This is a genomic window from Burkholderiales bacterium, assembly GCA_013695435.1.
Classification (GTDB): domain Bacteria; phylum Pseudomonadota; class Gammaproteobacteria; order Burkholderiales; family JACMKV01; genus JACMKV01.
In genome coordinates this window covers 1-12,948 of record JACDAM010000217.1, presented here as the reverse complement: position 1 = coordinate 12,948, position 12,948 = coordinate 1, and the positions used below count along the sequence as shown (strand labels likewise).

Below are 12,948 nucleotides of genomic sequence, written 5' to 3'. Positions count from 1 at the left end.
GAGAGATCAAAACGCATCTGATGCCCGAACACGCTCAGCGTGCCGGTGCCGGTGCGGTCGTCCTTGCGGATGCCGTGGTCGAGCAGGTGCTGCAGGAGATCGAGATAAGCGCGCATCGGTAGTCGGTTTTATAATTTGCGGTAAATGCCCTTGCCAGGAAGCTCGTCGTTCCCGCGCAGGCAGGAATCCGTAACACGTTCATCAGGACGATGACCGTGAAATTTTACCATCGGCCGCAATGACGCACAGTCGATTCTTCACGCTCCACGTAGGGGATGCGTGTAAACAGAACCCTAAATTATTCAAGGAAACCCGTGCTCGCCCAACTCGAACAACACGCCACACCCGACCCATCCGGTTCCTCCCACGTCCTGCACGTGCTGCCGAAAGGCGACGATTTGCACGATGCGATTCCGCATCGCACGCTGCTGCAGGCGCTGCTGCGCCGCCGCGACGTGAAGCTTGGCGAAATCGTCAAGACGCCTCTTGCTGCCACCTTGCCGGACGGCACGCTGATCGCATGGGCGATGCGCGATGCGGCGCAATCGGTATTTGAGCAGCAAACGAGCTTGCGTAAAGGGTTGCAACTCCTGCTCGACGAGCACCCGCAGACGCTCGCCATCGTCGTGCACGGCAGCGACGAGGAGCGCCGCTGCCACGCAGAAGTCGCGGTTTACACAGCATGGATCAACGGCGCCAAACTGCCTGAGCGCAAGAAAAAAGCTTCTGGCAAGTCGCTCGAAATGATCTCGCTCTGGGGTTATCGAGCCGCCGGAGAATTTGCCTGGCAGCGCGCGATTGCCGAAGGCAATTTCCTGACGCGCTCCTTGACCGTTCTGCCGCCGAATGAGCTGACGCCGGGGCTGTATCGCCAACGCGTGCGCCAGCTCGCCGATGAGCATAGTTTCGATTACCGCGAATACACGCTCGACGAATTGCGCGAAATGGGGGCGGGCGCCTTCGTCGCGGTCGCCCAAGGCAGCGCCGACGCCGACGCGGCCATTGTCCGCCTGCGCTACCAGCATGCCGCCGGCAAGGAAACCATCGCGCTGGTCGGCAAAGGAATCTGCTTCGACACCGGCGGCCACAACCTCAAACCCGCCCGCTACATGAATGGCATGCACGAAGACATGAATGGCTCGGCCGTAGCGCTCGGCATCCTCGTCGCCGCGAAGCATGCCGGGCTGCCGGTCAACATCGATTGCTGGCTTGCGCTCGCGCAAAACCACATCGGCCCGCACGCGTACAAACAGAACGATGTCGTCACCGCGCTCAACGGCACCACGATCGAAATCGTCCACACCGACGCCGAAGGCCGCATGGTGCTCGCCGATACCCTGAATCTCGCCGCGCGCGACAAGCCGCGAATGATCGTCGATTTCGCTACCTTGACAGGCAGCATGGCGACCGCGCTCGGCGCGCGCTATTCGGGCATCTTCAGTAATCGCGACGACCTGATGGCGCGCGCGATTGCCGCCGGCAGACAAAGCGGCGAGCGCTTGTGCGGCTTCCCGCTCGATGCCGATTACGAGCCCGCGCTCGACAGCAGCATCGCCGATATCAAGCAATGCACCTTGGAAGGCGGAGCCGATCACATCCTTGCCGCGCGCTTTTTGCATCGCTTCATCGACGATTTGCCATGGCTGCACATGGATTTGTCGGCGAGCAATTGCAAGGGCGGGCTGGGCGCGGTAACGTCCGAGGTGAATGGTTTCGGCGTCGGATGGGGGCTTGCGTTTCTTTCCGCGGTGTCGAACTGAGAACGCCGCATCGCTTGCTTGCCGTTATTTAAATCGTAGAGGCTCCCAATTTATTCGACTATGGATTGAATCAAGGAGACAGAAATGTTGATGACATCCGGGGAATACCGCGACTCGCTGCGGCGGTACAAGCCCGTCGTGTATCTCGACGGCAGGCGTGTGGAATCGGTGGCCGATGAGCCGGCGTTCGCGCCGGGAATTGCAGCACTCGGCGTCAGTTACGATTACGCGCTCAAAGTGGAATACGCGCCGCTTATGCTGGCGACACAGCACAGTTCGGGTAAAAAGATCAGCCGCATGCTGCACATCAATTCCAGCAGCAGCGATCTTCTGAACAAGCTCGAGGCGGTGCGTTTGCTATGCCAGGAAACCGGCTGCGCGCAGCGTTATCTGGCGCATGACGCGTTCAATGCGATTTACCAGGCGACGCATCGTATCGATGCCGACAAGGGCACATCGCATAGCCAGAATTTCCTCGACTATCTGCACGAAGCGCAGGAGCGCGATCTGGCGGTCGGCATCGCCATGACCGATGCCAAAGGCGACCGCAGCAAACGGCCGCACCAGCAGGCCAATCCGGACACGTATGTGCACATCGTCGAGCGCAACGCGAAAGGCGTCGTCATTTCCGGCGCCAAGGCGATCGTGACCGGCGCGCCTTATATGCATGAGTTTCTGGTCATGCCATGCCGCAATATGACGGAGCAGGATGCGGCATTCGCGATTTGCTGCGCGGTCCCATGCGATGCGCCGGGATTGACGATCGTCGCGCGGCCGGCCGGACGTCCGGGTGAAAAATCCGCGCTGTTCAGCAACAAGTACGGTCAATCGACCGGCGTGCTGATATTCGACAGGGTTTTCGTGCCGTGGCAGCGCGTGTTCTATGCCGATGAGTGGGAGCACTCCGGCTATATGACCCAAAGTTATGCAACGCACCACCGCCATAGCTGCATTGGCGCGCGCGCCGGTTTCGGCGATCTGCTGATCGGCGCCGGCGCCCTGATGTGCGAAGCCAACGGTTTCGATCCGGAAAACGAAACCCATCTGCGCGATCAGATGGTCGAGCTGATCAAGATTACGGAAGGCTTTTTTGCGTGCGGCGTCGCCGCCTCCGTCTATGCGACGCTCGATGCGGATTCCAACACCTGGATGCCGGACCCGGTTTTCTCCAACATCGGCAAACTGCTGCTGGCGACACAGATCTACGACATGCAGCGCATCGCTCATTATGTTTCGGGTGGGCTGATCGTTACGTTGCCGGGCCCGGATGAGGATCACAACCCGGAAACCGCCGCCAATCTGGCAGACGTATTGCGGGCGAATCCGGATGTGCCTTATGACAAACGTATACAAGCGGCGCGCTTCATGGAAGACTTGACAGCATCGTACCAGGGCGGCTGGTATTCGGTGATCAGCCTGCACGGGGGCGGTTCTCCGGCCGCGATGAAGCGGGAGATCTATCGCAATTACCCGATCGGCAACAAGGTCGAACTGGTCGAACGTTTGCTGGGGCGCGGCCTGGTCGATGATCCGCGGCGCGCAATCACGTCCAACAAACAGCCGGGGAAATGCTGCACCACCGGCTGCACGGTAGCGAGCCCGCCGATCATGGTCGAGCGCCGCGGCCTGATCGACAAGGAAGCAGGGATGCGACAGGCCTTGATAGAGAAATAGGCCGACGCGGCGGGCAAATGGACTCGCGAAACGGCGTAGCCGTTCGAGCCCACTGGCATTAGAATCGTCATCGTAACGACCCATCTCCAGGAGAGCCTACATGCCCGCGCGCGCGATCGCATCACTTACCATCTCGTTCGGCCTCGTTTCGATTCCGGTCAAGCTCTATTCGGCGACGCAGGCTTCCGGCGCCATTTCGTTCAATCTTCTGCACAAAAATTGCGGCTCGCGGCTGAAGCAGCAATACATCTGCATCAAGGAAGATGTGCTGGTCGAGCGCGCTGACATGATCAAGGGCTATGAATTCGCCAAGGATCAGTACGTGACGTTCACGCCGGAGGAACTGAAGGAGATGGAAGAAAAAGGCACGAACACGATCGAGATCGCCGAGTTCGTGCCATCCGAGACGATCGATCCCGTCTACTACGACAAGGCCTACTATCTCGGCCCCGACAAAGGGGGGGCGAAGCCGTATGCGCTTCTGACCGAGGGCATGCGGCAAACCGGGCGCAGCGCATTGGCGCGTTACGCGGCTCGCGGTAAGCAGTACATCGTGCAGATTCGGCCCGTCGCCGATGGGCTGGTCATGCAGCAACTGCTTTACGCTGACGAGGTGCGCACGATCGCCGACGTCGGCATCGACAAGGCCGAGGTCAAGGATGCGGAGCTCAAGCTTGCCGTGCAGTTGATCGATCAGATTTCCGTAGACCAATTCGACCCTGGCACGTATCAGGACGACGTCAAAAAGCGCGTGCAGACGCTGATTGAAAAGAAAATCGAAGGCGAGCAAATTTCCATCTCGACAAGCGAGCCGGCGCCGGCCGGTCAGGTTATCGACCTCATGCAGGCTTTGCGCGAAAGCGTTGCCAAAGCCGTGGCTGCGAAACCGTCCAGGTCGGCAGCCGCGCCGGCGCAACCGCGCAAAGCAGCCAGGCGCGCGCCCGCGCAGGCTGCGGAGCGCAAGAAGGCCGGCAAAGGATAGCTCTCGTTTCCTGCGTCGCTCTCGCAAATTAGCGCATGACAAGCGCATGACCAGCTACACGCTGCGCGAAGTACAGCAAATCGCCGGCCTCACGCGTTCGGTCATCGCCGGCTTTATCCAGGCCGGTTTCGTCGAGCCCGCATTGGGCAAGCGCCGCGAGTACCGTTTCACCTTTCAAGACCTCATTGTCATGCGCGCGGCGCAAGGCCTGGCCTCCGCCAAAATATCGGCACGGACGGTTTCCTGTTCGCTGAAAAAGCTGCGCGAGCAGATACCGGCCGAAATTCCGATCACCGGTTTGCGCATCAGCGCGCGCGGCAATCGGGTTCTGGTACGCCACGGGGACGCGCAATGGGAGCCGCATTCCGGTCAATGCGTGTTCGATTTTGAAGTGACGGCAAGCGGCAGCTTGAGCTTTCTACAGCCTGTCGAGAAGGCCGCGGCAAGCGCCGAAGAGTGGTTCCGGGAAGGAATCGAAAAGGAAGACCAGGAGCCCATGCAGGCGATGCAATGCTACCGTTGCGCAATCCAGGCGGATCCGCGATATTGCGGAGCCCTGATCAACCTCGGCCGCATGCTGCATGAAGGCGGAGAGTTGGTTGAAGCCGAAGCGGTTTACGAAAAGGCCATCCGCCACTGCGCGGGCGATCCGCTGCCGCGATTCAACCTCGGCGTTCTGCTGGAGGACCTGGGGCGTCGAACGGACGCCATCGCCGCCTACTCAAGCGCGCTTGAAGCCGATGCCAACTTCGCCGACGCGCATTACAACCTCGGGCTTCTCTACGAGCAGCAAGGCCGTGCCCGCGAAGCGCTGCGGCATCTGAGCGCCTACAGAAAAGCGCAGATGGGCAAGACTTAGCAGACTGTTGAAAAATGTAGCGAGCGCAGCCAAGACAAGGTGCTGCGGGCCTAGAAAGCGGAATGCATATGGGAATATATGAGCATTTTAGTTACGACATAACCTAAGGTTAGTCTCCACCGAAACTTCGTTTTGAGGCCCTGAGTAACGACGTATTGGCAAGCGCAGTAGTTTTTTAACAGCCTGCCTGGTAGGTCTGTTTACACTCATTCCAACCGTGCGGCGGGGGAGAGACGGGTGCAGGGCAGGCGCCGGCGACGCCGTTTGATCTTCCCAAACAGCGATGATGATGATTTTTTCGACTCCAGCCAGGGACCGCGCGACATTCGGGCGCTTTCGGTCGACCGTCGGCGCCGCGCCGCCCACCCTCGGCGACCCGTTTGGTAGCGCCAGGTAGTAGTGAACGAGATCGGATTTCGAGTATCCCGGTTCGGGGACAAGCACTTGTGTGGATTCGAGATCGCGATCTTGCGGCCCTCACAAGCGACCATAAGCAACTCGGCTTCGCTTCCTTTCGGCATGGCAGACGCGGCTCACTTCTGCCGCGCGATGATTTCTTCCTTGATTCTGTCTAAGTCGTTTGCGGCAATATGCCTATGTCGACGAGTTCGTTTTTCGCGCCCCACGGACGGCCGCGGATGATCGATTTTGCTCGCGCTTCCCCGATCCCCCTGCAAGGCGGTCAGTTCCTGCTCGCTCGCGCTATTGATGTCGAGTTTGTCGGCGTCGCGCTTCTCTTGATTAGACGCTTGCGTAGACTTGTGCGCGGCCGGCTTCGCTTTTTTTTCTTCGATCGGCGCTTCCCGAGAACACGAAGCAAGCAGCAAAGAGAAGAGAAGGATCAGAAGGACCAGAGCCGACTTATGCATGCTTCCCTCCTGATTTTGTTCCGGCAGAAGTGTTTGCGCGGTATTGCCGAGGCGCGCATCGCAATACGCACGACGGGCGCTTGGGTGACTCGACCGCGTTTGCTGATCTTAATGGATGTTTGGCTGCTGCACGATGTTTTCATGCGCGGGATTTGCATTAGCATGGTGGATAATACCCATGAGTACGCGCCGGGTCAGCCATGACTACCCCGGTGCGCATCGTCAGCAGCTTGTGCTCGTGGCGCCTCGCGGCAGAGGGGCTTATCATTCGCTTCTTCATGCCTTCATCGATCCGCTGATATGACTGGACACGGCGCAATCGGCCAACGCCTGGTGGTGCTTTTCTTTTTCGGCGTCCTGCTGTTCAACTATCCGCTGCTCTATATTTTCAATCAAAGCAGCGACGTGATCGGGATACCACTCTTGTACACCTACATCTTCGTCGCCTGGGCTTTGCTGATTGCCGCTTTCGCGTATGTGATCGAAAGCGCGCCGTAGCCGGCGATCGCATGATTCCGCGACAACTGCTGCCGGCCTCTTTTCTTTGCTAGACTGGCCTCGTGGAAGGCCTTTCACGCAGGGAGGAGGCCGATGCGCATTTTGATCGCGGAAGACGACCTGGCACTCGCGGTTGCGTTGCGCCGCATCCTGCGCCAGTCGGGCTATGCGGTCGACTGGGTCAAGAATGGCAGCGAAGCCGATACTGCCCTCGATACCAGCGAGTTCGATCTGCTGATTCTCGACATCAGCCTGCCGAAGCTCTGCGGTTTCGAAGTTCTCAAGCGCCTGCGCGCGCGCAACTCACGGCTGCCGGTGCTCATGCTCACCGCACTCGACAGCGTAAAAGACCGCGTACGCGGCCTGGATGCCGGCGCCGACGACTACCTCGCCAAGCCGTTTCAGCTCGCGGAACTCGCGGCACGCGTGCGCGCGCTTATGCGGCGCGGCATGTCCGGCGCGCCGACGCTTATCAAGCATGGGCAGCTAAGCTTTGATCAAGTAGGCCGCGTCGCCGAGCTCCGTGGCGAACGCCTTCAGCTGTCCGCGCGCGAGCTCTCCCTGCTCGAGATGTTTTTACAGCGCCCGAGGCGATGGGTGGCCAAGGACCATCTCGTCGAGCACTTGTGCGAGTGGGGCGAGGAGGTCAGCACCAACGCGATCGAAGTCTACGTGCACCGGCTGCGCAAGAAGCTGGAGTCCGGCGGCATCAAGATTTCGACGGTCCGCGGTCTCGGCTACCGCCTCGAGGCGCCTGCGGAAGCGTGACATCATCGTCGGCGAACCGCCCGATGAAGCTGGCCCTGTTCGCTGACATCCACAGCAATCTGGAGGCGATTACCGCCTGCATTGCGCACGCCCAGGCGATGGGTGCGGATCGGTACGCATTTCTCGGCGACCTGGTGGGTTACGGGGCGGATCCGGTCGCCGTGCTCGATCTGGTCGAGCGGTATGCGGCGAAGGGCGCAGTGGTGGTACTCGGCAACCATGACGCAGCGGCGATGGGTCGTCCGGACGATACCCTGAACGCCCATGCGCAGGCCGCCATCGCGTGGACTCAGACCCAGCTCGGCGACCGGCAGCGCGCCTTTCTCGCCGGCCTGCCGCTCACGGTCAGGGACGACAATCTATTGTTCGTGCACGCCAGCGCCGCCGCCCCCGGGCAGTGGATTTACGTGACCACTTTGACGGAGGCCGAACTGAGCATCAGGGCCGGAAATGCCGATTACATTTTTTGCGGACACGTGCATGAACAGAGGCTGTACTACATGGGCGCTGACGGGCGCCCGATGCCTTTCCAGCCCGTTCCCGGGACTCCCATTCCTGCCGGAAAACACCGCCGGTGGCTGGCCATCGTCGGCTCGGTTGGCCAGCCCAGGGGCCGCAGCAACAAGGCGTGTTATGCGCTGGCCGACCTGGAGCGGTCGCGGCTGACCTTTTTTCGCGTTGCCTACGACTATGACGCGGCCGCGCAAAAGATTCGCATCGCCGGGCTTCCCGAACGGCTGGCGCGACGGCTTGAACGCTGAGTAATGGATCCGCCGGCCCCGGGAAGCGAGATCGACGGCTTTTGCCTGGGCGAACTGCTCCATACCGGCAGCATGGCATCGATCTATCGGTTGATGGGGCCGGACGGCCCGCTTCCGCTGGTCATGAAGATTCCGCGGCTTGGCGCCGGGGAGCGTGCGGTCAACGTCATCAGCTTCGAGGTCTGCCGTATGGTGTTGGGCGCGCTCCCGCAAAGTCCGCATCATCCGACCTTGGTGGCTTTCGGGGATGTTGAAACCACGCCGTACCTGGTCATGGAGTTTGTCGAGGGCCCAAGGCTGGACGACTGGGTGGACCGGGCTCCGTTGCCCCCGGAGGAGATCGCTCGCGCAGGTTCCGCGCTTGGGTTGGCGCTGCACGATCTTCACCGGCAGGATGTTGTGCATCTCGACCTGAAGCCGACCAACGTGTTGTATCGCCCTAGCGGCGCGGCCGTGCTGATCGATTTCGGACTGGCGCATCACGCCCATTATCCCGACTTGCTCGCGGAGGAGTTGCGCACCCCGGTCGGCAATTGGGTGTACATGGCGCCCGAGCAGGTGCTCGGCGTGCGCTGCGATCCTCGCAGCGATATCTTCGCGTTCGGAGCAATCCTTTATTATCTCGCCACGACACAGTTTCCGTTCGGTAAACCCAAAACGTTCTCCCAATTGCGCCAGCGCCTTTATCGCGACCCGGTGCCGCCGCGTGCGCTGGTTGCCGGGACGCCAGAGTGGCTGCAGGAGATCATCCTGCATTGTCTTGAGATCGACGCCCGCGACCGCTATGCCTCCGCTGCGCGAGTCGCTTTCGACCTCGCCAATCCCGCGCAGGTCGAGCTCACCGAACGCGGCTCACGCCGCCGCCGCGCCGGCTTGGGGACGCTGATCCGGCGGCGGGTGCAAGCCAGACGGTTCGAGCCCGCGCCATGCCCGCCGCCATCGATCCGGATCGGCCCCGCGCCTATCGTACTGGTCGCGATCACGCCCACACAGACCGATGAGACGCTGTTCGAAGCAATGCGCGATGCAGCGCGGCGCCTGATCGCGGCCGACGATCAATGCCGCATCGCCTGCGTGACCGCGGTGCCGCCCGCGGCGGCGCTTTCCGACGACACGCCTACCGGCCGCCATATCAAGCATCTGGTGAACTTGCGGCGCTGGGCCAAGCCGCTAGAATTGCCCGAAGAGCGCTTGACCTACCACGTGCTGGAGTCCGAAAAACCCGCTGCAGCGCTGATCGATTACGCCAAAATAAACGACGTCGAGCACATACTGATGGGCGCGTTCCGCAGAGGCGGAACGCGCCTGTTCCGGGGCGTACGCGCCCAAGTCGTCGCGGAAGCGCCGTGCAGCGTCACCATAGTCCGTCCGCGGTCGGAAACCTGACGCGGTTTCGCAACAGACGCCCATGACTGGAAAGCCGGCATGCTTCAGGGCGAAGTAATTGTCGCGGTATCGTTTGCCTACCTGGGTTTGTTGTTCGCCATTGCCTATTACGGCGATAAGCGCGCCGATGCCGGGCGCAGCATCATCGCCAACCCCTACATCTACTCGCTGTCGCTCGGAGTCTACGCGACGTCGTGGACTTTCTACGGCAGCGTCGGACGCGCCGCCGCCAATGGCGTCGGCTTCCTGCCGATTTACCTCGGCCCGACGCTGATGGTCGCGCTGTGGTGGTATGTGTTACGCAAAATCATCCGCATTGCGAAAACGCATCGCATCACTTCTATCGCCGATTTCATCGCCTCGCGGTACGGTAAGAGCACCGTTCTCGGGGGAGTGGTCACCATCATCGCGGTGATCGGGGTTGTGCCCTACATCGCGCTGCAGCTCAAAGCGGTTTCCAACAGCGTGACCATTCTGCTGCAGTATCCCGAAATCGTCATGCCGACCAGCGTCGGCGCCATCCCGCTGCTCGAAGATACGGCGTTTTACGTTGCCGTGCTGCTCGCTGCTTTCACCATCTTGTTCGGCACCCGGCACCTCGACGCGGCGGAGCGGCACGAAGGCATGGTCGCGGCCATCGCTTTCGAGTCTTTGGTCAAGCTGCTTGCGTTCCTGGCGGTCGGCATGTTCGTCACCTTTTGGATGTATGACGGATTCGGCGACCTCTTCAACCGCGCCGCCGCGATTCCGGATCTGGCCAGGCTGTTCACTCCGCTCGAAGGTGCTGCAGGAAGCTACGCGAGCTGGGTGTGGCTCACCATTTTGTCCATGCTCGCGATCATTTTTCTGCCGCGCCAGTTTCAGGTCGCGGTGGTCGAAAACGTCGACGAGAAGCATATCAACAAGGCAATCTGGTTGTTCCCTGTCTACATGCTCGCAATCAATATTTTTGTGTTGCCGATCGCGTTCGGCGGGCTTATGCACTTCGCCGACGCGAAAGTGGACCCCGACACTTTTGTGCTCACGATTCCCATGGCAGAGCAGCAACAAGTACTGGCGCTGCTCGTTTTCGTCGGCGGACTTTCGGCCGCGACCGGAATGGTGATAGTCGAAACCATCGCCTTGTCGACCATGGTTTGCAACGACGTGGTGATGCCGGTACTGCTGCGACTGAAAAGTCTGCGGCTGACCGAGCGCCGGGATTTGAGCGGCGTTTTGCTCGGCATACGCCGCGGCGCGATTCTGCTGGTGGTGCTGCTCGGATATTTGTACTTTCGGGTGGCGGGAGAAGCTTATGCGCTGGTGGCGATCGGTTTGATCTCGTTCGCTGCGGTCGCCCAGTTCGCTCCCGCCTTCCTGGGCGGAATGTACTGGAAAGGCGGCACTCAGGCCGGCGCGTTCGCCGGGCTGTTGACCGGATTCGCGGTCTGGATGTATACGCTGATGCTGCCCGCGTTCGCCCAATCGGGATGGCTTTCCTCCGCGTTTTTGACCGAGGGAATGTTTGGAATCGATCTTCTGAAGCCCAACCAGTTGTTCGGTCTTTCCGGGCTCGACAAGATCACCCATGCGATGTTGTGGAGCATGCTCGCTAACGTCGGCGCTTATGTCGCCGTGTCGCTGTTCACCCGCCAAAGCGCTACGGAACTGTCGCAGGCCTCGTTGTTCGTCGACGTGTTTAAGCGCGAAGGCGGCGGCTCGCGCTTCTGGCAAGGGACCGCATCGGCGCCGGGATTGCACGCGCTGCTTTCCCGTTTCGTCGGCAAGGTGCGCGCGGATGACGCATTTGCGGGCTATGCCGAGCGCCGCGGAATCAACTGGCCGCGCGAGGCGCTCGACGCCGACGCTCAACTTGTCAACTTCACCGAGACGCAGTTGGCGGGCGCGATCGGCTCGGCTTCCGCCCGCATCATGGTGGCGTCGGTCGTGAAAGAGGAAGAATTGGGGATCGAAGAAGTGATGGGCATGCTCGATGAAGCTTCGCAGCTCATCGAATACAGTCACAAGCTCGAGCAGAAATCGCAGGAGCTAGAATCGGCGACAACGGAATTGCGCGAAGCCAACGAGCGCTTGAAAGAACTCGATCATCTGAAGGATGATTTTGTCTCGACGGTGACCCACGAGCTGCGCACGCCGCTGACCTCGATCCGGGCTTTCACCGAGATCCTGCTCGAGGCGCCCGACGTGGAGGCTGAGCAGCGCAAGAAGTTTCTCGGCATCATTGCCAAGGAGGCCGAGCGCTTGACAAGACTCATCAACCAGGTCCTCGACCTGGCCAAGATCGAGTCGGGCAAGGCAGATTGGGTCGAGTCTCAGGTCGATATGAGGGAGGCCATCTCGGACACGCTCGCCGCGATGGACCAGCTCTTCAGGGAGAAGAATATCAAGGTCGAGGCGCGCCTTCCCGAGAAAGTCTCGACCGTGACCGTAGATCTTGACCGCATCTTCCAGGTCATGCTCAATCTTCTCTCGAATGCGGTCAAGTTCTGTGACGGCGCGAATGGCTGGGTCGAGATCGTGCTGTCCGAACGTGACGGCCATCTGTGGATCGAGGTACGCGACAACGGTCGAGGGATCAGCCCGGAGGACCATGACGCCATATTCAGCAAATTCCATCAGGTAGGCGACACGCTCACAGGTAAGCCCCACGGCAGCGGACTTGGCCTGTATATCAGCCGCCAGATCGTCGAGCATTTTGGCGGTAAAATGTGGGTGGAAAGCAGCCTTGGAAGCGGTGCGCGCTTTTCATTCACCCTGCCGATCGGAGCCGCACTATGAGCAAGAAAATCCTGATAGCCGACGACGAGCCGAACATCGTCGCGGCGCTCGAGTTTCTCTTGCGGCGCAACGGGTATGAAGTGGAGGTCGCGCACGACGGCGAAGGAGCGCTCAGGCTGATCGAGGCATGCCATCCCGACCTCGTGCTGCTCGACGTTATGATGCCGCAGAAGAGCGGCTATGAAGTATGCATGCGCATGCGCGAGCGCGACGACTGGCGAGACATCAAGATCGTCATGCTCTCCGCAAAGGGACGCGACGCCGAGGTAAACAAGGGCCTGGCGATAGGCGCCGACCTGTACGTCACGAAACCGTTCTCGACCATGGACCTCGTCGGCAAGATCAACGCGCTGCTCCGACCGACCTAGGTTCCCCGGGGCACCTTGTCAACGATGCTTCGAAAGAGGAAACTCGTGCTCGCGTAAGCTTCGTGTAAGCAAGCGCGAGGATATTCGGTCTGGTTAAGGAACCTCTGATTAAGTCCTTCGCGGTCGCGACGGGACTTTGCGGGATGCACGCGCAGATGGCGAAGCCCAGGCTGCGCCTGTCTCCGGGTGCGAAGCGGCGCGAAGTGAATGGTCATTCCATTCACGAGCGGCGCGACAAAGCAGAC

At 60.6% G+C, this 12,948-nt stretch carries 12 protein-coding genes; 11 read left to right on the top strand and 1 reads right to left on the bottom strand.

What is annotated here, in order from left to right; genetic code table 11:
• The coding region (locus tag H0V78_10810) for a thymidylate synthase (GenBank protein ID MBA2352241.1) at window positions 1-116 on the bottom strand (116 nt) is incomplete at its 3' end.
• A 198-nt stretch (window positions 117-314) separates the two neighbouring features.
• Between H0V78_10810 and H0V78_10805 the strand changes: the two genes are divergently transcribed.
• From H0V78_10805 to H0V78_10755, 11 genes are all read left to right on the top strand, one after another.
• Complete coding sequence (locus H0V78_10805) at window positions 315-1,760, top strand: leucyl aminopeptidase family protein (GenBank protein MBA2352240.1); 1,446 nt, start codon at window positions 315-317, stop codon at window positions 1,758-1,760.
• An 84-nt stretch (window positions 1,761-1,844) separates the two neighbouring features.
• Window positions 1,845-3,434, top strand: coding sequence for a 4-hydroxyphenylacetate 3-hydroxylase (locus H0V78_10800; protein MBA2352239.1), 1,590 nt, complete (start codon window positions 1,845-1,847; stop codon window positions 3,432-3,434).
• 100 nt (window positions 3,435-3,534) lie between these two features.
• Window positions 3,535-4,416: a Ku protein gene (locus tag H0V78_10795; GenBank protein ID MBA2352238.1), complete on the top strand. Its 882-nt coding sequence runs from the start codon at window positions 3,535-3,537 to the stop codon at window positions 4,414-4,416.
• A gap of 46 nt (window positions 4,417-4,462) precedes the next feature.
• Entirely contained in the window at window positions 4,463-5,275 is an 813-nt protein-coding gene (locus H0V78_10790) for a tetratricopeptide repeat protein (protein ID MBA2352237.1), read from the top strand.
• 638 nt (window positions 5,276-5,913) lie between these two features.
• Window positions 5,914-6,348, top strand: a complete 435-nt coding sequence (locus H0V78_10785) for a hypothetical protein (GenBank protein ID MBA2352236.1) — start codon at window positions 5,914-5,916, stop codon at window positions 6,346-6,348.
• A gap of 96 nt (window positions 6,349-6,444) precedes the next feature.
• Complete coding sequence (locus H0V78_10780; GenBank protein ID MBA2352235.1) at window positions 6,445-6,642, top strand: hypothetical protein; 198 nt, start codon at window positions 6,445-6,447, stop codon at window positions 6,640-6,642.
• Between the two features lie 93 nt (window positions 6,643-6,735).
• A complete protein-coding gene (locus tag H0V78_10775; GenBank protein ID MBA2352234.1) occupies window positions 6,736-7,410 on the top strand; it encodes a response regulator transcription factor in 675 nt (224 codons plus the stop codon).
• 23 nt (window positions 7,411-7,433) lie between these two features.
• A complete protein-coding gene (locus H0V78_10770) occupies window positions 7,434-8,171 on the top strand; it encodes a metallophosphoesterase family protein (GenBank protein MBA2352233.1) in 738 nt (245 codons plus the stop codon).
• A gap of 3 nt (window positions 8,172-8,174) precedes the next feature.
• Complete coding sequence (locus H0V78_10765; GenBank protein MBA2352232.1) at window positions 8,175-9,557, top strand: protein kinase; 1,383 nt, start codon at window positions 8,175-8,177, stop codon at window positions 9,555-9,557.
• A 39-nt stretch (window positions 9,558-9,596) separates the two neighbouring features.
• Window positions 9,597-12,335, top strand: coding sequence for a histidine kinase (locus tag H0V78_10760; protein MBA2352231.1), 2,739 nt, complete (start codon window positions 9,597-9,599; stop codon window positions 12,333-12,335).
• Window positions 12,332-12,703 (top strand): response regulator, encoded by a 372-nt coding sequence (locus H0V78_10755; protein MBA2352230.1) that lies wholly within the window; start codon window positions 12,332-12,334, stop codon window positions 12,701-12,703. Before H0V78_10760 ends, H0V78_10755 begins: the two co-directional genes overlap by 4 nt.
• The last annotated feature ends 245 nt before the right edge of the window (window positions 12,704-12,948 follow it).

Coding starts and splice junctions, on each gene's coding strand:
- H0V78_10755 (MBA2352230.1), top strand. CDS start 12,332: ATGAGCAAGAAAATCCTGATAGCCGACGACGAGCCGAACATCGTCGCG.
- H0V78_10775 (MBA2352234.1), top strand. CDS start 6,736: ATGCGCATTTTGATCGCGGAAGACGACCTGGCACTCGCGGTTGCGTTG.
- H0V78_10765 (MBA2352232.1), top strand. CDS start 8,175: ATGGATCCGCCGGCCCCGGGAAGCGAGATCGACGGCTTTTGCCTGGGC.
- H0V78_10770 (MBA2352233.1), top strand. CDS start 7,434: ATGAAGCTGGCCCTGTTCGCTGACATCCACAGCAATCTGGAGGCGATT.
- H0V78_10800 (MBA2352239.1), top strand. CDS start 1,845: ATGTTGATGACATCCGGGGAATACCGCGACTCGCTGCGGCGGTACAAG.
- H0V78_10760 (MBA2352231.1), top strand. CDS start 9,597: ATGCTTCAGGGCGAAGTAATTGTCGCGGTATCGTTTGCCTACCTGGGT.
- H0V78_10795 (MBA2352238.1), top strand. CDS start 3,535: ATGCCCGCGCGCGCGATCGCATCACTTACCATCTCGTTCGGCCTCGTT.
- H0V78_10790 (MBA2352237.1), top strand. CDS start 4,463: ATGACCAGCTACACGCTGCGCGAAGTACAGCAAATCGCCGGCCTCACG.
- H0V78_10785 (MBA2352236.1), top strand. CDS start 5,914: ATGATCGATTTTGCTCGCGCTTCCCCGATCCCCCTGCAAGGCGGTCAG.
- H0V78_10780 (MBA2352235.1), top strand. CDS start 6,445: ATGACTGGACACGGCGCAATCGGCCAACGCCTGGTGGTGCTTTTCTTT.